16 protein-coding genes are annotated in these 19184 nt (G+C 38.5%); 6 read left to right on the top strand and 10 right to left on the bottom strand.

Annotated elements, in window-relative coordinates; all coding sequences use genetic code 11:
• Positions 1-148 precede the first annotated feature (148 nt).
• Positions 149-1339, bottom strand: coding sequence for an MFS transporter (locus tag PFY10_03825; GenBank protein ID WBV57573.1), 1191 nt, complete (start codon positions 1337-1339; stop codon positions 149-151).
• 87 nt (positions 1340-1426) lie between these two features.
• Here PFY10_03825 and PFY10_03820 point away from each other — a divergent pair, with 87 nt between their 5' ends.
• The 5 genes from PFY10_03820 (at position 1427) to PFY10_03800 (ending at position 4954) form a co-directional block, all read left to right on the top strand.
• Positions 1427-2275 carry an AraC family transcriptional regulator gene (locus PFY10_03820; GenBank protein WBV57572.1) on the top strand — a complete coding sequence of 283 codons (849 nt, stop codon included), beginning with the start codon at positions 1427-1429 and terminating at the stop codon, positions 2273-2275.
• A gap of 107 nt (positions 2276-2382) precedes the next feature.
• Positions 2383-2670 carry a DUF6150 family protein gene (locus PFY10_03815; GenBank protein WBV57571.1) on the top strand — a complete coding sequence of 96 codons (288 nt, stop codon included), beginning with the start codon at positions 2383-2385 and terminating at the stop codon, positions 2668-2670.
• A gap of 177 nt (positions 2671-2847) precedes the next feature.
• The gene (locus PFY10_03810; GenBank protein ID WBV57570.1) at positions 2848-3267 is read left to right on the top strand and encodes a cupin domain-containing protein; all 420 of its coding nucleotides are present in this window, start codon (positions 2848-2850) and stop codon (positions 3265-3267) included.
• Positions 3268-3488: 221 nt separating this feature from the next.
• The gene (locus tag PFY10_03805) at positions 3489-4241 is read left to right on the top strand and encodes an NAD(P)H-binding protein (GenBank protein WBV57569.1); all 753 of its coding nucleotides are present in this window, start codon (positions 3489-3491) and stop codon (positions 4239-4241) included.
• On the top strand, positions 4211-4954 hold the full coding sequence (locus tag PFY10_03800; GenBank protein ID WBV57568.1) for a succinate dehydrogenase cytochrome b subunit: 744 nt from the start codon (positions 4211-4213) through the stop codon (positions 4952-4954). The genes PFY10_03805 and PFY10_03800 overlap by 31 nt, the downstream gene beginning before the upstream one ends.
• Before the next feature lie 227 nt (positions 4955-5181).
• Here the strand turns inward: PFY10_03800 and PFY10_03795 are convergent, their stop codons facing one another.
• The 7 genes from PFY10_03795 to PFY10_03765 all read right to left on the bottom strand — a co-directional run bounded on the left by PFY10_03795 (position 5182) and on the right by PFY10_03765 (position 13883).
• Positions 5182-5931 carry a DeoR/GlpR family DNA-binding transcription regulator gene (locus PFY10_03795; GenBank protein WBV57567.1) on the bottom strand — a complete coding sequence of 250 codons (750 nt, stop codon included), beginning with the start codon at positions 5929-5931 and terminating at the stop codon, positions 5182-5184.
• On the bottom strand, positions 5925-7109 hold the full coding sequence (locus tag PFY10_03790; GenBank protein ID WBV57566.1) for an MFS transporter: 1185 nt from the start codon (positions 7107-7109) through the stop codon (positions 5925-5927). Before PFY10_03790 ends, PFY10_03795 begins: the two co-directional genes overlap by 7 nt.
• 146 nt (positions 7110-7255) lie before the next feature.
• Positions 7256-7948: an MgtC/SapB family protein gene (locus tag PFY10_03785; GenBank protein ID WBV57565.1), complete on the bottom strand. Its 693-nt coding sequence runs from the start codon at positions 7946-7948 to the stop codon at positions 7256-7258.
• Positions 7949-8220: 272 nt separating this feature from the next.
• Complete coding sequence (locus PFY10_03780; protein ID WBV57564.1) at positions 8221-8880, bottom strand: phosphatase PAP2 family protein; 660 nt, start codon at positions 8878-8880, stop codon at positions 8221-8223.
• A gap of 233 nt (positions 8881-9113) precedes the next feature.
• Positions 9114-10577, bottom strand: a complete 1464-nt coding sequence (locus PFY10_03775) for a RagB/SusD family nutrient uptake outer membrane protein (GenBank protein ID WBV57563.1) — start codon at positions 10575-10577, stop codon at positions 9114-9116.
• A gap of 6 nt (positions 10578-10583) precedes the next feature.
• A complete protein-coding gene (locus PFY10_03770; protein ID WBV57562.1) occupies positions 10584-13541 on the bottom strand; it encodes a SusC/RagA family TonB-linked outer membrane protein in 2958 nt (985 codons plus the stop codon).
• 183 nt (positions 13542-13724) lie between these two features.
• The gene (locus PFY10_03765; protein ID WBV57561.1) at positions 13725-13883 is read right to left on the bottom strand and encodes a hypothetical protein; all 159 of its coding nucleotides are present in this window, start codon (positions 13881-13883) and stop codon (positions 13725-13727) included.
• Positions 13884-14105: 222 nt separating this feature from the next.
• Here PFY10_03765 and PFY10_03760 point away from each other — a divergent pair, with 222 nt between their 5' ends.
• Complete coding sequence (locus PFY10_03760) at positions 14106-14924, top strand: DUF2490 domain-containing protein (protein ID WBV57560.1); 819 nt, start codon at positions 14106-14108, stop codon at positions 14922-14924.
• Positions 14925-14928: 4 nt separating this feature from the next.
• On the opposite strand, the gene dnaE is transcribed toward PFY10_03760, so the two are convergent.
• Both dnaE and dinB read right to left on the bottom strand, forming a co-directional pair.
• Positions 14929-17982: a DNA polymerase III subunit alpha gene (gene dnaE, locus PFY10_03755; GenBank protein WBV57559.1), complete on the bottom strand. Its 3054-nt coding sequence runs from the start codon at positions 17980-17982 to the stop codon at positions 14929-14931.
• A gap of 4 nt (positions 17983-17986) precedes the next feature.
• Positions 17987-19150 (bottom strand): DNA polymerase IV, encoded by a 1164-nt coding sequence (dinB, locus tag PFY10_03750; GenBank protein WBV57558.1) that lies wholly within the window; start codon positions 19148-19150, stop codon positions 17987-17989.
• Between the last annotated feature and the right edge of the window lie 34 nt (positions 19151-19184).

Raw genomic sequence — 19184 nt, 5'->3', positions numbered from 1 at the left:
GTAATACTAAATTAAAAATAAAATGGTCACGATTGATCATAACCCAAGAAGAAGAAATAATCTCAATACAATCTTTTTCTGTAGAATATTCAGAATAAAAACTGTATTGAGATGAGGAGAAAAAATTTATTATTTAGTCAAATAGGATTTATTCGCAAACTGCAGGAGAAATTGTTATTTCTTCTTTTTCCTCAGCTTCTGATTCTATTTCTATTTTTTTCGGAAAAGTAATAAAGCTGATGGCGAGTGTAACTCCCAATAATGCAATGCTGATCCAGACAATTTGATGAATTCCATATTTTGCAATAATTAAACCACCCACAAGAGCTCCTAATGATATCCCGATATTGTAGCAGGAAGTCAACAGGCTGTTAACAAATTCAAGGGCGCTGTGCGGGACTGCCTGGGTAGTACGGATATTAGGAACCAGGAAGCCTCCGGTGTGTATCATTCCCCAAAGGGAAAGAATCAGAACCATCGCCACAAAAATTCCCCCGAAGTAATAGGCTAATATCTGAACGGCAATCAGAGACACAAAAAACAATCGTACGGTAACAAGTAAATTTCTGTTCAGTGCAATGCCCATAAGCCAGTTCCCCAGAATTCCCATACCTCCGAATAAAAGAAGCATTACACTTATTTCTGCTCCATTCATCCGTGTAATTTTTTCCAGATAAGCCGCCAGATAGGTATAGCTTGAAAACATAGCTGCCAATGTAAGAATAGTCGAGATCAGATTGACCCAAAGTTGTGGACTTTTTAATACGTATAGTTGATTTTGTGATGTTTTATCTTTACTTGCAGGCATGGACGGAACAAAGAATAATAATCCTAAAAACGCAATCAGGCTCACAAAACTTCCCATATAAAAAGAGGCTTGCCAGTTATTAAAGAAATCCGCTGCATAAGTGGTAAGCGGAACTCCTAAAACGGTAGCCAAACTAAGTCCTGCCATTACCACAGAAACGGCTTTAGCACCACCCTGTTTAAATGCAATTGCCATTGAAATATTCCAGAACAGCGGATGCAAAAAGGCAGGTAGAACCCGTGCTACCATCAACATGGTAAAACTGGTTGAAATAGAAGAAAGAAGATTTGATAATACAAATACACCAAGCACCATACATAATAAAAGCTTACGGTTGATCTTAGTGGTAAATGCAGTGATAAAAGGAGATGAAACAGCCACAGTAAGTGCAAAAGCACTTAACAGCCAACCGGCTGTATCTATAGATACATTAAATTCCCTGCTGATGTTGGGTAGAATTCCAATTACCCCAAATTCTGTAGTAATGATTCCAAAAGCTCCCAGAGCCAAAATATAAATCGATCGTTTCATGATGAGTCTTAAAATTATTCCACAAAATTGGACAGATTTTTTTTAATAAATCAGTATATTTTAATGATAATTGAGTAATTTTGCAGGATGAATAAAGAAAATATAGACCGATTGGTAGATGTAGAGTACTGTAAAACAGAAAAGTGCCCCGTAAGGAATCTGCAGTTTTCTTTTTTTCAGATGGTCTATGTTATCTCCGGATCAGGATTTTTAGAAATCAATGATAATAAAGTTACCTACAACAAAGGTAGCCTGATCATGCTCACTCCTAATGACCAGCATTATTTTGAGATTTCTGAGATCTCAGAATTTTTATTTGTTAAGTTCAGTGAGAATTATGTAAGAGAATACAATTGGAAAAGCATAAACTGTATTGAATGCTTATTGTATCATGCTTCACATCTGTCAGGCTGTGTTTTGAAAAACAAGCCGGATGAATTCCTGGTAAAATCAATCGTAGATTCACTTCTGCACAATATGAAGCATAGTGATCTTTATCAGGAGGATCTCACACTTCATTATGTAAACGCATTAATTGTGATTGCAGCAAGAAATATTTCTAAGATGAGGCCCGTCAATGCAACGGTGAATGCAGACAAAAGAATGTTATCGATCATCGGTCACATTCAGACCCATATCTATGACCCACAACAGCTGAAGGCTTCTGTGATCAGTCAGAAATTTGGATTATCTGAAACTTATTTGGGAAGCTATTTTAAGAATCAATGTGGAGAAACCATTCAGAACTATATCTATAACTACAAAATGCGATTGATTGAACACAGGCTGATGTTCAGCGATATGCGGATCAATGAAATCGTGAGCGAGTTTGGTTTTGCAGATGAAAGCCACCTCAATAAGTTTTTCAAAAAGCGCCACAAGATCAGTTTAACCGAATTCAGAAAATCTAAACAGAAGGTTAAAGAAATGGTTTAATGGAAGGAGATATAAAGCATTGTGACCCATTAAATTATAATTTACTACCTTTAGGCCTACGGAATTGATTCAATACCGAAATATAATAACTCCAAAACACCGAACACATGCCAAGTATTAGTATTAAAAATTTTCAATCTAAAAATGATCTTGTAGTTTATGAAACTGATGTTGAAAGCTCAGCTGATCTACTGGTCTATAAAACAAACTCTAAACTGAAAGCTCTGGAAAATGAAGCGTTCTGGTATATTGAGAAATTGGAGAACAGCTCGGATCGTTCCATTTGCTTTTCCAATTCCAAAGCCGCTGCAGATTTATCAATTCATTATGTGGGTAATGATGCCAGTGCCGGATGGCAGGGCGAGCACCCGTTGAAAGGTAAGCTTAAAAGCTGATCCATTTACTGAATCATAGAAATTATATTTTTATAATAGAAAACCACTGTATTGCAGTGGTTTTTTGTTGGGAATAGAATGAATTTTAAAGTAATATTTCTTAAACCAGTTTAAGCTTATATGGCTTTTTTATTTCCAGTTTTGCTTTAGTAATAATCAAAGAAAAAACTGGATACAATGAAAAAATCAGCAATCATTCCTATTACCTTTTGTTTTGCTTTTGTGATGAATGCAAAAGCACAACATTCCGGGGATTCAGCACCTGAAATCCCACCACGTGTTATCTTCAAACAATTCATAGAAACTTCCGGGCTTAAAGAGCAGGAAGTAAAAATGGCTATCGTTAATTTTTCTCCGGGTGAAGTCTCTGCGCCACACCGGCATCCTATTCCTACTTTTGGTTACGTTTTAGAGGGTGAACTGGAATCTACCTTTGATGGTAAAGTATATCATTATAAAGCCGGCGATGCCTTTTATGAAAAACCAGACGGACTACATTCAGGAACGAGAAATATGAGCAAAGATAAGCCAGCCAGGCTTCTTGCCTTTTTTGTCGGAGATAAAGGGAAACCATTTTTAGTTCCGGAAAAAAAATAAAGTTTCTCAATCTGCATTTCACTTCTGGAGAAAAACATTTTACAAATTTGATAAGCCTCATTTTTAATTTTTAAAATGAGGTTTTTTATTATTTTATTCTGCTGAGATTATGAATCCCATTTTGTAGAAATCTGAATGGTTAGCATTTTCTTAAACCAGTTTAAGCAGATATGGCTTTTTTATTTCCAGTTTTGTTGTATTAATAATCAAAACAAAAAAAAATGAAAATTGTAATCATCGGAGGTAGCGGACTTATAGGAAGTCAGCTAACAAATATTCTTAAAAATGAACATGAAGTTATCTCTGCTTCACCAAGTTCCGGCGTTAATACAATTACCGGAGAAGGTCTTGATGAGGCCCTTAAAGAAGCTCGTGTAGTAATTGATGTATCGAATTCACCATCATTCGCAGATGATGATGTGATGACCTTTTTCAAAACTTCCACCCATAATTTGTTGTCCGCGACAAAGAAAGCCGGACTGCAGCATTATGTTGCGCTCTCAGTAGTAGGAACAGATAAATTGCAAGAGAGTGGATATTTTAGGGCTAAGCAAACTCAGGAAGATATGATCAGAGAGTCTGGAATACCATTTACCATTGTTCATGCCACCCAATTTTTTGAATTTGCGGGAGGGATTGCAACGATAGGAACATCAGACGGAAAAGTATGGCTTTCAGATGCATTTGTTCAGCCTATGGCAAGTGCTGAAGTCGCTGCATTTATGAGTAAAGTCGCAGTTGAAAAACCCGTCAATGAAATGATTGAAATAGGAGGTCCGGATCAAATAAGGCTGGATGACTGGATAAAGCAATATATTGTATCAACCGGAAAAGATATTCAGATTGAAACCGATACAGCTGCACCCTATTCAGGAGCTATACTGGAAGAAAAGACACTGGTTCCGGAACATCCTGCTTATGTAGGAGTGATCAAATATTCTGAATGGATTGCAAAGCCCGAAAACAGGCGTTGATTATCCGAAGATCTTACTATTATCTCAGAAAAGCAGCTATGAACTATCAGAAAAATACCCTGATCACAACTTCCATAGGAAGAAAAGTTGTAATGGCATTAAGCGGTTTATTTCTAATCAGCTTTCTTATTGTACATGCTTCGGTTAATGCGCTTATTTTTTATAATGATCATGGGGAAACATTTGGAATCGGAGCCCATTTTATGGCTACCAATCCTATTATCAGGACGATTGAGGTATTTTTGGTTATTGGATTTATTATTCATATTGTCCAGGGCTATATGCTGTGGTATAAGAATAAAAAGGCCAGGCCGGTTGGATATGCAATAGAAAAAAGGCTGTCCGGAGTTACATGGTATAGTAAAAGCATGACTTTATTAGGGACATTGCTTTTGTTATTCCTGGTCATTCACACCCGAAATTTTTGGATTCCCAATCGAATTCATCAGTTTCAGTCGGGCGAAGAACTTCCCTTGTATCAAATGATGATTGATAAATTCACGAATCCAGTTGAAGTGGTTATATACCTGATTGGATGTTCATCCCTTGCCTGGCATTTGGCACATGGCTTCCAAAGTGCATTCCGTTCTCTTGGTGGTAATCCCAATAAATTCAATTGCCTGATTCTCAATATTGGTTATGCTTTTGCCGTTATAATACCTTTTACACTTGCAATGATGCCCATTTCGATTTATTTTGGATGGATAAAATAGAGAGAAGTGTGCTCCGGAATATTGATAACAAAATCAACCTGCTATTGAGCGGGTTGATTTTGTTATCATGATAAATATGACTTATCTTACTTATAATATTATGTATTTTTTAATTATAGAGAATCGGCTGAAAAGAAAAAGCCGTTTGTCCTAGAAAAAGAATGACGGTAACATAAGCTTTTAGATTGATTTTTAACATTCAATCGTACAGTTTATAATACTGTTCTCTATACAATCTGAAGATTCAATCTCCTGAAAGATTCCAGTTCATCATGATCGGCAGATAGATCTGTAATTAATACATCAAGATCTTCTATATCACAGATTTTAAGGGGTTCTGTCCGTCGGAGTTTATTTTGATTGGCGAGTGCAATTGTTTTTTTTGATGATCTGATCATGGTTCTTTTGGTTTCCGCATCAGTCATAGAAGTTGCTGATGCACCAAAATCTGCATCTATTGCACAGGTTCCCATGATGAAAAGATCTGCAATAAACCGGGACGCTTCATGACAGGTTGCATTTCCTGTAGTAACGGCTAAATCATTATCATAAATTCCTCCCAACAGAATCAGTTCTACCCTTTTGAATTTACTAAGTATAGGAATAAGCGAGGTGTTGTTCGTTATAACCCGGATATTGATAGTTGCCGGCATATAATTCGCAACTGCACAGAGGGTTGTTCCCCCATCTAAAAAGAGGGTCATCCCATCCTTAATGAATTGCTGAGCTTTTAAAGCAATTACATTTTTCTCCTCGGCCAAAAAAGACTGCCTGTCATGAAAAGATAGCGGATCTTTCTCTCTTAAAATAGCACCTCCACGAACCTTGGATAAAAGACCATTGCGGTGAAGCTGCTCTATATCTCTTCGTACCGTGTCTTCAGAAACATTAAGATCTGAGGCCAGGCTCTCAAACATAACTTTCTTTTTTTTCTTTAGCTGGGTCAGGATGACCTCAAAACGTTCTTCTTTTAACATGATGACGAAGTATTTCTGAATTTATATATGATGGCGACCACAACAAATAGCAAAGCTATAATTTCAAATGCAGCAGTCAAAGAAAAATGATGCGCAATAAAGCCTAGTAAAGCAGGACCTGCCAGTGATCCGGCATAACCTATTGTCGTAATTGCAGGAATGGCAACCGTGGAAGAAATTCCTGAAATCCTCCCGCCTTCACTGAAAAATACAGGAACGATATTGGCAGCTCCCAATCCGAGTAATATAAAGCCAAAAAGAGATAGCGGTACCCATGGACTAAACGTTAAAATAATTACTCCCGCTGCAGCAATAATACTTCCGCCTATGACCACTATCCTACTGTTTAATTTGCTGATAAGGGAGTCCCCCGATAATCTCATAATAGCCATGGCTACAGAAAAAGCAGCATATCCTATCCCTGAAAATTCAGACTCTACGCCTTTATCATCTCTTAGAAATACGGCACTCCAATCCAACATAGCTCCTTCGGAGAGAAAAACCATAAAGCACATGATCCCCAGAATCAAAACTCTCGAATCCATCCATTGAAAACGGGAAGTCGTTTTACTTTCAGGATCCACATGGGAAAACTGGATAATGCTTTTTCTTTCCGTTTCACGATCAAATAAATATCTGAATTGAATGATCAAAAGGAAAATAAGCAAAACGGATATACTTACTGCCGCATAAATCGGATTTAATCCCAGCTTCATAAGAAAACCCAGTCCTAAAGAACCGAAAAGCCCGCCAACACTAAAGAGTCCGTGTAGGGATGACATAATAGGTTTTCCATATTGATTCTGCACCTGTACTCCATGAGCATTCATAGCTACATCAATCGTTCCTATGCTGCACCCGAATGCGAAAAGAACGGCTCCCATAATATAAACATCCGATATAATCAATAGAAAAGGAAGAAGTAATGCACTCAACAAAACGCTTACAGCTATAATTTTCCGGCTCCCTATTTTATTGATCAGGAGTCCTGATAAAGGCATCATCAACAAGGCTCCTCCTCCCAGCAAAAGCAACAGTAAGCCTAAATCGGCTTCATCTAATCTAAGCCTGTCTTTAGCAAAGGGAACCATAGGTGCCCAACTCGCAATTCCCAATCCACAAACTAAAAATATAAGCTGGGTAGCTATTTTTGCTTTCCTTACCGTTTCAGAGACCATTAATGTAATTATTTGTTTTGCAAAAATATGCAAATTTGCATTATATTGCAATATTAATCTTGCTTAATGTACAAATCTGCATAAATGAAGCGGATCATTTTGCTGTATAATTCTTAAAGTTGAAAAAGAATTTAAAGAAAAATTTATTAGATATGAGAATTAATCTCAGTTATCCCTTCAATCGTTTTAAACTCATCTAATGCTGAAAGTATTTGAGATGGAGCGGAATTGTAATCAAAGGTAACCTTTAGTTCATCGGATGAGCTGTCCTTACTGCTGTGTATGAATATTTCACTTGTAACCAACTCATATTTAGTGAATATACTTTCAATCTGAGCAAGGCTGATCAGTCCGGAATTATAGAACAAGGTCATGGTTTTACCTTTTGTACTTTTAAAAAGCTTTCTTTCAAATGGTTTTAAAAGAGCCAGAATAACAAGGATGATCACCGTGGCAATGAAGGCTGGAAAATACAAGCCACCCCCAACGGCTAATCCGATACCTGCAACAGCCCACAATCCAGCCGCTGTAGTAAGTCCGATTATAATTTGTGGTCTGAGAAAAAGAATGGTACCGGCTCCCAAAAAGCCTATTCCACTGATGACCTGGGCAGCAATCCTTGAAGGGTCGAGCACAATAGAAGGTTTTCCCATAATATCATTAAAGCCAAAGGCAGAAACAATCATAATTAAAGAAGAACCTACACAAACCAACATATGGGTTCTTAAACCTGCCACCCCTTCTTTCCTTTGTCTGTCCCAACCGACAAGACCGCCGAATACAGCAGCAACAAGCAGGCGGATGGCTATTTCCTGATTAGCTAAGTTATAATTAAGCATAATGTTAAGAATTAAAGTGTAACGAATATTCAGAGTGTTTTGCTATTGGACTGAGTTTCAATAAGCAGAAATAAAACAACTCATGGGGATATGGTCGCAAAAAAGATACCATTTTGAAGTATTGTTACATCGCGAAAAAGCGAAAAGCCGGAATCGAATAAAGCTGGAAGGTAAAATTGCAGATTTATTGAATTGTAAATTTTATTTTTTGAGAAGCCGGTTTTATGCAATTTTGCCTTTTCGTCATTATATCACTTTACTATTCAGCAACTTTATGGTGCAGTTCTTATATTTTTCACATAGACGGATCCCAAAGCAAAGAGACAGAGAATCCCTACAATAAATCCGCCTAAAACATCTGTAAACCAATGTGCCCCCAGATAAATACGGGAAAAAGCTCCTGCAAATATCATCAGCAGACAGGCGGCAACAAGAAATATGCGGACGGTATATTTTATGGTCTTCATATGAAGGAAAATAAGAATCAGCGCTCCGAAAAAAGTGGTATAAAATAAAACGTGTCCGCTTGGAAAACTCTGGTATTGGGTTTTTTCTAAAAGAACGACCAGATCCTGGGAAGGACGCGGTCTGTTGATGATGATTTTAAGGATTAAGCCTACAAGTCCTGATAACAATGTGGATATAATAAATACGGCTTCTTTTCTATACCGTAATAAAACCAGTACAAGGGCAGTAAGGAAAACCATAACCACTGATACCGGGGTTCTTCCCAACCAGCTGATACCTATCATTAATGCGTCAAGATTCCTGGTTTGATTCTCCTGGATTTCTCTGGAAATATGGAGGTCCAGATATTCGGGAGAAATAAAAGTAACAAAAAGGCTCAACAGAATAAACAGCACCACTAAACTCATAAGTATTGCTTTAAATAGAAGTTTTTTATTGGCCTCCAGATAAGTTAGGAATTTCATATTTTAAAAATTAATCAGGATAAAATAAGTACACCAATTTCAAATTAATTTTGAATTGACCAGAGATCAATTAATTTCATTATGGTAATACTGAGCATCTATCATAACAAAATGTGTGCTAATGCGAGGCCATAAGTTGAATTGCCATTAGAAGTAATATACAAAAAAGCCGGAGTGAAAATACTCCGGCTACAAATTGCTAATAATTTGTTGATATGAATGAATGTGTGTTGTTAGTCGTTTTGTTTGATCTGTGGATTGTTATTGATCTCTTTATTAGGAATCTGGAACCTGAATTTATCGGGTGAAAGATTGAATCTGCCAAACGTATGGTTGGTTTCCGGATATATTCTTTCCAGAGGAACATTCAGTCTTTTCATGTCAAACCAGTCATAACCTTCACCCCATAATTCTATCCTTTTTTGCAGGATAATTTCATTGATCAGCTCATTTCCGGTTTTGGTAGATAACGTGTAGGCACTGTTTCTTTTCGAAGTGATTTCATACAATACCTGTCTGGCTTCTGCTTCCCTTCCCTGTCTGGCCAGTGCTTCAGCCTGTATGTAATATAATGATGAAGCCCTGATATAAATATAATCCCCTTCAAAAAAAGTAGGGTCTTTAAATTTCCAGCTCACATATGCAGGATAATTTCTTGTTTCTCCATTAAAAGTATAGGCAGTGCTTTGTGCTCCGTTGAATACTTTTTTGCGATAATCCGTTTCTGGAATAGCTTCATACAACCTTTTGTCGATAAGCTTATAGATACCGGCAGCACCGGCATATCCTTTATTGGTATTATCAAACATAGAGAAGAAAGAAGCATAGTAATTTCCAATACTCATTGTGGATGTCGTATTGTGGAAACCCCATAATACTTCCGGATTATTGATATTGGAAAACCCGGTTGTCGTATACTCATTTTCGGTCATCAGCGCTATTCCCTGCTTGCTTTCTTCAGCATATTTTGCTGCTTTTATGTAATCTCCTGTCTGTAAATAAACTTCTGAGGCTATAGCTTTTGCCGTTCTTTGGTCTATCTGGGCTCTGGATGGGCGGGCATAGCTATCCAGAAGTATAATAGATTCTTCAATATCACTGGCAATCTGTTTATATACATCCGATATGATTGCTCTGGGAAGTCCCTGGCTTGGGTTGCTGCTTGTTAAGACCAAAGGAACTCCCGGCTCCGATTGATGTCCTTTGTAATCGTTGGCGTAAAACCGTACCAGATAAAAATAGGAGTAAGCTCTGAGGGCGAGAAGTTGTCCTTTAATGGCTATATTATTATCGTTACCATTTTTCTGCAGACCATCCAGAAGTTTGTTGATGATAAAGATTCTCGCATAAAATGTAGTCCATACAAATTCGGATGCAGAATTATTGGCATTCGTTGCATCATAATTGTAAAACATTCCCAAATGCTGATTTTTAGCCTGGATAACGTCATTAGACATCAAGTCTGATCCTGCTTTTATCGCCATAATTCCAAAATCCGAATGTAAGGTCGTTCCTCCGGCTCCGTTACTGCGGAGATCAAGGTATATTCCACCCAGTATTTTTTCAGGTGATGACTGATCATTATTCAACTGTTCACCGGAGATATCTCCATCTGGATCTGTATTCAGATCATTGGCACAGCTTGTCATCATAACGCTTATTGACAGGGCTGCTATAAAGTATTGTATTGTTTTCATATTTTCTTAAAATGTTAATTTAAAACCTAGGGAAACACTGGATAATAAAGAGTACCGGTATGGATCGGATACGCCGGTTAATGAAGCTCTCGGATCATAACCTTTTCTTTTAGACCATAGGTAAAGGTTGTTTCCTGTAACGTAAATTTTCAGCCCCGATAAACCTGCCTGCTGCGGAAATCCGTCCGGAAGCTGATAGGATAATGTAACATCCTGAAGACTGATATAATCCGATTTTATAAGATAAAGCGTGGAATTTCCATTCTGATTCGTAGAGGTAAGATCTACCCTTGGAAGTTCTGCACCCGGATTTTCCGGTGTCCATGTTTTGCTTAGATCTGTAGAGTAATTAGAAGCATAGCTATCGGAATGGAATAAGGATCTGTAAATATCATCATAGCCGTATCCACCGAACTGATAAGAGAAATTGACAGCCAGGTTAAATCCTTTATAAGTAAAATCAGTTCCGAAACCACCGTATACTTTTGGAATGGCGGATTTACCTGTATTGTAATCTGTTGCATCCTTATAATTCCGGGTAACAGTTGTTTCCTCTTTCTGGGTATTAGGGTTTAATGCTGTACGGTACCATAAAGCATCTCCGTTAGAAGGGTCTACACCTGCAAATTTTTTAAGATAGTAAGTATACCTGTCGCCTCCTTCCGTAAGGATAAAAAGTCCGGAAACAAGGCCTGTATTCCTTTGTTCGGCCGGTAATCTGGTGATTTTATTTTTGTAATGGGTGGCATTCGCATATACATTCCATTGGAATTGATCGGAGTGCAGGATTTCAGCGCTTAGATTGGCCTGGACTCCCCTGTTGATCATGTCACCGATATTGCCGTACTTTATGTAGGATCCGGCATTGGAAGGCGGTAATGGAAGCGTATAGATCATATCGGATACTTTTCTTTCGAAATAATCTGCATTCAGGCTGATCCTGTTTTGTAGCAGGGATATTTCAAAACCTGCATTCAGGTTTTTGGAAGTTTCCCATTTTAAGTCCTTATTTCCCTGCTTTTTAAGGGAAAGAACGGGCTTGTCATTTCCAAAGTTATTGATGCCATAGATGTCCTGGTATGCATAATAATCCCTTGTTCCGTCATTAAGTAATATGTTATCATTACCCTGTTGACCGTATGAAGCTTTTAACCTTAAGGAGCTGATTACTTCATTATCTTTAAGGAAATCTTCTTTGGCTACATTCCATGCAGCTCCCAGACCATAAAAGGTACCCCATCTGCTATCTGGCGAAAATACAGACGATCCGTCTCTTCGGATATTGGCATTGAAAAAATACTTATTATCATAGTTATAAAGTAATCTGGAAAAGTAGCCTTCTACAGCATATTCATAGCCATTCCCCGATAAATCTGTTATTTTTACAGCATTGTCAAAAGATAACGAGTTGGGTAATAACAGTTGTTGTTTTGATCCGGAAAACCCTTCATTTTTTATTTTATTGAGTTCATGCCCAATAAGGATATTGAAATTATGTTTGTCTAGTTTTTTCTGATAAGTAAGGAGCTGCTGATGGTTTAATGTATGCTTGAATGTGGAGCCCATATTGATGGTTCCCCCGACAGATGATGAAGTTCCTCCGACGGTATTGCCATATCTGAGATCTTTAAGATTTTCCAGATATGCTCCAAAGTTATAGGTGAAATCCAAGCCTTTGACAATTTCGTAATTGAGGCCCAGATTGATGTTGGTGAGATTGCTTGTTGTCCGGAATTTATCTTGCTGAAGATTGGCTACCGGGTTTTCATAGACAGCATAAGACCTTCCTGCTCCGTTTGGACCACTGGAATCCCCGTAATCATAGAGTGGATTTCCATTATTGTCATAAATGATCTGGTAATTATCATTCCTAAGGAAAACAGGATAGAAAGGAGCAATATTTCTTGCAAACTGGAACGGATTGGAAAATCCTCCCGATTCACCAAAATCCTGCTGGCTGTAAGTATAAGACAGGCTGCTGATCAGTTTTAACTTTGAGGTGATAGTATAATCCAGATTGGATCGTATTCCGAATCTTTCAAAACCGGAAGAAATAAGATATCCCTTATCATCTAAATAATTCAGGGAGGTATAGGATTTTATCTGGTCATTATTGGCGCTGATCCCTACATTGGCTTCTCTTCTTAATCCGGGTTTAAAAAGAAGTTTTTTCCAGTTGTCCTGGTAGATAAGTTGGGCACTTTTGTTAAAGGTACCATCCTGCCCTATCATTTGACTGAAAGGGACATTGTAGGCATTGTATCTCAAGCTGGTCAGTGCAATTATTCCAACTTCATGAGGGTTAGTACCGGAAGGAACCGCTCCGGGTTGTGTTAATCTGGCAATTTCACCGATCCTTGCCCGGTTATAATAAGCGGTGTAGTAATCCTGTGGTGAAGTATACACTGAATAATCTTCAACAGATCTGAAATTAACCCCTGTTCTGATATCTGCTTCTATATGAAGGCCTTTGGATTTACCCCTTTTGGTGTTTACAATGATCACACCATTGGCTCCCCTGGAACCATATAATGCGTTGGAAGAAGCATCTTCAAGAAAGGAGATGCTTTCAATATCAGATCCCGGAATGCTGTTAAGGTTTCCGTTATAAGGAATGCCGTCCAATACGATTAATGGATCACTTGAAGCATTGATCGAACCTATTCCTCTCATTCTGATGACAGGCTGTGAACCTGGCTGACCTGAGGATACTACCTGTACCCCTGCTACTTTACCCCCGATTCCCTGTAAAACATTTCCGTTTTGGAGATTAGCAATATCTTTTGTCTTTAAAGACTGTACGGATCCTGTTATTTCTTCTTTTTTCTGTTTTCCAAAGGCTACCACCACGACTTCTTTTATAGACTGCTCTTTGGTGGAAAGGCTGTCCCTGTTTTGTGCAAAGCCAAATTCTGCAATTAAGATCATGGCCAGTGCACCAATTTTACATTGGTTTTTCTTCATTATATATTAATTTAAGTAGGTTAAAAAATGAGATGGATGCTTACTGTTTTTTTCCGGTAAGAAATAATAATCCTCCTCCCTCCTTTTCCGGGACGGCTATAATAGAGTCGTTAAATTGTACGGGAATTACTTCTGTTTAAAAACCTGTAATTATTGGGTTTTAATTTCTACAGTAAAGGTGGCTTATGACTTCATCATCATGTAGCACATCATAAAATCAAAACACATGTATTGTAACATAAGATCGTGTTGTGAAAGACAGTTGCCTGTACTCCATTCGTCTTGAATGGATAATGTTGCTGTCATCGTGCATAAATAAGGATGAGATGAAGTTTTATTCATGAGAATAAAGTTTATTTTTTTAACTGTGTCAAAAGTATTTAATTCTTCACAAATCTTAACCAAGGAGGGACATGAGATAAATCATATTAGTCTATTAATTTAGTAGACTAATTAAAATTATAACATGGATTCCAGAATTCTTCCAGATTTTGTCCCGATTTTCGACACTTTAAAAGTCATTTAAATAATACGTGGAGTTAAAAAGCCTTTAAATTTGTAATAATGAAGAATGTTTTATGGGAACGACCGTTGAGATTAAAAAAAATTGCCGGAGCCTTATTGCTGTTCGGAAGTCTCTTTTTACAAGCCCAGATCAGCCCGCCGGGTTTAGGGGAAGCCAATACAGCATTCTGGGGTGCATTTGGTGTTCGCCGCAGACTGGATTCATTAGGGAAAAAGCAAACTTTAAGTTATGTTGCGATAGGCCGTAAAAGTGAACCGGACCGGAATAATTTGTTTTCCAGGCAGGCGATCCTGGTATTGAATCATGAGGTGTATCATTCGTTTGCCCCGCACCAGCAGTACAGTTATGCATTCAGTTATCGTCGTCAGCCTCAATATGATGAGGTCTCCCCTTATGAAAAAGAAGGTATAGAGCAGGAATTCAGGATCTATGGGAGGTATGCATATACTTTTAATCTCGGAGAAAGATGGAAGCTTAAAAATACCGTGCGACAGGAATTCAGAAAGTTTTTTGATCCTGACTTCCATAATGTGGAAGAAGATTTTCAGTTGAGGACTCGTCTTAAAAGCCAGATCACCTATAGCCTGCCATCAGAGAATAGCCAGAAATTGATGCTTAGCGTAGAAGGATTATTTTCTGTGAGCCATCTTAATGAGCCGGATAAGGAATGGACTCCTTTTGGATACCGGGAAATGCGTATTGCTGCTTATTATATGTTTGATATTCCCAATTCTCCTTTTACGGTAGATATCGGTTATATGGATGACCTGATCAGAGACAGCCACAGCATACATAAAGGTGGTGTCCATTATCTTGCCGCTGACCTGATCTGGAATCTGCCTTATAAAAAGAAATAAATATTTATTTAAGCTTGTTTCTGGGGAGTCCGATTTCGTGGGCTTGGGGATAAGGAAGCCTGTTTGTCATACTGACGTCCTCTCTGATCTGTTTATGAATATCGTATTGCATTTCTTTGTCATATGCATATCTTGGATCAGGAATGAATGGCATTTTGGCCATTTTGGTAACCGTAATGGTCGGAAAATGAAAATCAACTTCCACAGTTCCTAAAAGAAGATAGCATCCCCCACCCTGAAATGTATACTTTTCAAGACTGTCCGGAAAATGGGCAGTATCAAAGTAATCGCCGTTCACATCGATCCAGGTTCCGAAATACATCGTTCCTTTTTTGGTAGGGACATGTTTTCTGGAGATGAGGTAGGCCAGCATTTTTACCTGTTTTTTATGGTACTGTAGCAGGTCTTTCACAAAAACGGAACCTCTGTAACCGGTCTTCAGCAAGTCAAAAGGACTGCATGATATGGTAAACCCCAGAATTTCAATTTCATCGAAAGCATCTTCAAAAGTTTCCCTTTTCAGCCGGGGAAGCTTGTATTCTTTAACAGGTTCTTCGATCAGCATCAATCCTCTGTTTTCCGGTTTGAAATTAACCAGGAGCATCCTTACTTCCACCAGTAATTCGTTTTTCTGTTTTCCGGTAAACCGGAAAGCTCCGATGAAAATAAGTATTTGTGCGGTTTCAATTCCGACAGGGACTCTTCGGATAAAATCCTCCAGGGATTTATAATTCCCGTTTCTGGCTCTTTCCTCAACGATAAAATGGGCAATCCTGGTTTCAAGCCCCTGTAAATGCATTAACCCGAGATAAATTTCTTTTCCGTGCAGGGTGGTTTGAAAATCACTGGTGTTCACGCAAGGGTTGCAGACAATTCCACCCGACATTTTGGTTTCATGAATGTACACCTCGGTGCGGTAAAATCCACCCATGTTATTGATCACGGAAACCATAAACTCCAGCGGATAGTATACTTTCAGATATAAACTCTGATAACTTTCTACCGCATAGGAAGCAGAATGAGCCTTACAGAATGAGTACCCGGCAAAAGACTCGATCTGGCGATAGGCTTCAGCAGTAAGCTGTAACGAATGTCCTTTTTCTTCACAGGATTTGAAAAAATTAGCTTTTACTTCCCGAAGCTTTTCAATAGAGCGACCTTTCCCGCTCATCGCTCTCCGGAGAATATCTCCATCTGCTAATGATAATCCTCCAAAATACTGGGAAATTTTGATCACATCTTCCTGATACACCATGATTCCATAAGTTTCTTTCAGATGTTCTTCAAATACGGAATGAAAATATTCAAACTGGTCGGGATGGTTATGCCGGAAGATGTATTCGCGCATCATTCCGCTTTGGGCAACACCGGGTCTGATAATGGAAGAAGCCGCCACTAAAATTTTATAGTTATCGCATTTCAACCTTCGCAAGAGCCCCCGCATGGCAGGACTTTCAATATAAAAACAACCTATTGTTCTGCCTTGTGCCAGATATTCATTACACACTTCTTCATCTTTGGAAATTGAGGTATCCCGAATATCTATATCAATATTCCTTGTTTTTTTGATCAGCTTAACGGTATCATTAATGGTCCCTAAACCTCTTTGGGAAAGGATATCAAACTTTTCAAAACCGATATCTTCAGCAACATTCATATCGAACTGGACAATGGGAAACCCTTTTGGGGGCATTTCAAGGGCTGTAAAATGGGTAATAGGCTCTTCCGAAATCAGAATTCCGCAAGCATGCATACTCCTTTGATTAGGAAATTTTTCTAATAATTTACCATATTTATGAACATGCTCTATAACCAGGTTTTTATCATGCAGTTCTATCCGTTGGCTGGTTAGCTCGTCCAGTTCTTCTTTTGGCAGACCAAAAACCTTTCCTACTTCACGCAATATCGATTTGTACTTAAATTCAACGTTAGTTCCGCAGAATGCTACATGTTCTTTTCCATAGCGATCAAAAATATATTGCAGAATAGCATCCCTTTCCTGCCAGCTCCAGTCAATATCAAAGTCTGGAGGGGTCTTCCTATTCAGATTGAGGAAGCGTTCAAAATACAGATCCAGTTCCAGCGGGCAGATATCTGTAATTTCTAAACAAAAACTTACAATACTGTTGGCTCCACTTCCCCGTCCTACATGCATAAATCCCATTCTGTTGCTGTATCTTATAATATCCCAGACGATCAGGAAGTAGGAGCTGAAATTGAGTTCATCAATTACTTTAAGCTCCATTTCAACCCTTGCTCTGGCAATTTCATGATCTAAGCCATAGCGTTTTTTTAATCCTAAATAGGCCAGTCTGGTCAGCATTTTAAGATCTCCTTCTTTGGACCGGGTGTAATGTAATTTATTTTTAACTCTCTTATAGTCAAACTCAAAATGACAGGAATTGAGAATATGCTGTGTGTTTTTAATAATTTCTGGATACTGATAAAAAGCATCCCGGAGACTTTGTTCCCGTTTGAAATATTCCGTTTTATGGCAGGTGTCATCTTCAGTCAGTTTACTGAGGAGTGTATTGTTATCTATGGCCCGAAGAATACAGTGCAGGTTATAATCCTTTCTGGTGGCGAATGTTATCGGATGCAGTACCACCATTTTATGGATGAGGTTCTGATATTCAGTACGGATAAGAAGTGTCAATTCTTCCTCCCGGATCCCTATAAACTCATTTTCTCTAAGTGTTTCAGGAATATTTTCTTTAGGATAGATCACAAATACATTGGCAAATTGCGGAGCGGCTTCCGTGAGGTCTTTTCTATTGCAGTTATAATCCGTAATCATTTGGTTGACCTCTCCAATCCCGCTGAATTCTTTTGCTATAGCAACATACAGAAGCCTGCCTTCTTTCCTTATTTCAACTCCGGCGATGGGTTTTATACCACATTGGTCACATAACGTTTTAAATTCGTAGATTCCGGTAATGGTATTGATATCCGTTAAAACCAATTCCCGGACTCCTGATTCCTGAGCTTGTTTTACCAGCTCTTTGATGGATAGTGTGCCATAACGAAGGCTGTGGAAAGAATGACAATTGAGAAACATAGCGTTAGAATAATCTGTTTTTATTTTCTAAATCAAATCCGGAAGCTCTGCCGACAGCCTGGGCTCCAAAACGGTTTTTGATATAATCCATCGACTGATAAAGATTCATCAGCTCTTCAGTATCTTCGAAAAGATCCATCTGATGGTTTCCATGAACCAGCCCTGTGAAGCGTAACCCTACCAGACGAAGGCGCATTCTTCTGGTGTAGGCTTTTTGGAATAATTCCAGGGCAACCCGTGAAAGGGTGTGATCTGCAGAAGTATAAGATACTTTACATTGTTTGGTCTCTGTATCAAAATTGGAATACCGGATCTTAATCGTTACCGTTGAAGTCAGCCATCTTTCTTTCCGGAGCTGATAAGCCAGCTGCTCAGCCATTCCCGATATCAGCCCTTTTAAAGAAACCATATCCATGGTATCATTCGAAAAAGTTCTTTCCGTTGAGATTGATTTCCTTTCCGAATAAGGAATGACTGGATTCTCATCAATTCCATTGGCTTTTTTCCAGAGTTCAATCCCGTTTTTTCCGATCATCTGTTGTAATACCAGAACAGGCATTTCAGATAATGTATGAATGGTGCGGATTCCTATTCTTGAAAGGAGCTGAAAAGTAGCATTTCCTACCATCGGAATCTTCCTTATTGATAAAGGGTTAAGAAATCCCTGCATATTCTGCGGCTTTATTTCGAGCTTTCCATCGGGTTTAGATTCCCCACTTCCGATTTTTGAGACGGTTTTGTTGTTGGATAATGCAAAGCTGATGGGAAGCCCCGTTTCTTTTGTGACGGCAGCAGCAATTTCCGTAGTCCACTGATAGCATCCGAAAAACTGATCCATTCCGGACAGGTCGAGATAAAATTCATCAATACTGGCTTTCTCCATTACCGGAACTTTACTTTGAATGACCTCTGTTACCAGATGGGATAAGTTGGAATACATTTCATGATCTCCACGGATCACTTTAGCATCAGGACAGAGCTTAAGTGCCATTCTTATCGGCATGGCAGAGCGTACTCCAAACTTTCTTGCTTCATAGGAACATGAGGCTACTACTCCACGGTCCCCACCTCCTATGATCAGAGGGATTCCGTTAAGTTCTGAGTTATTAAGACGCTCACAGGATACAAAAAATGTATCCAGGTCCATATGTACAATCGATCGTTCCACGAAACAAAATTAGTTACAATTTGTATCAAAATTA

It is taken from the genome of Chryseobacterium daecheongense, from assembly GCA_027920525.1.
Taxonomy (GTDB): domain Bacteria; phylum Bacteroidota; class Bacteroidia; order Flavobacteriales; family Weeksellaceae; genus Chryseobacterium; species Chryseobacterium proteolyticum.
Note: the sequence above shows the minus strand (reverse complement) of the source record. Positions and strands in the feature narration are given on the sequence as shown.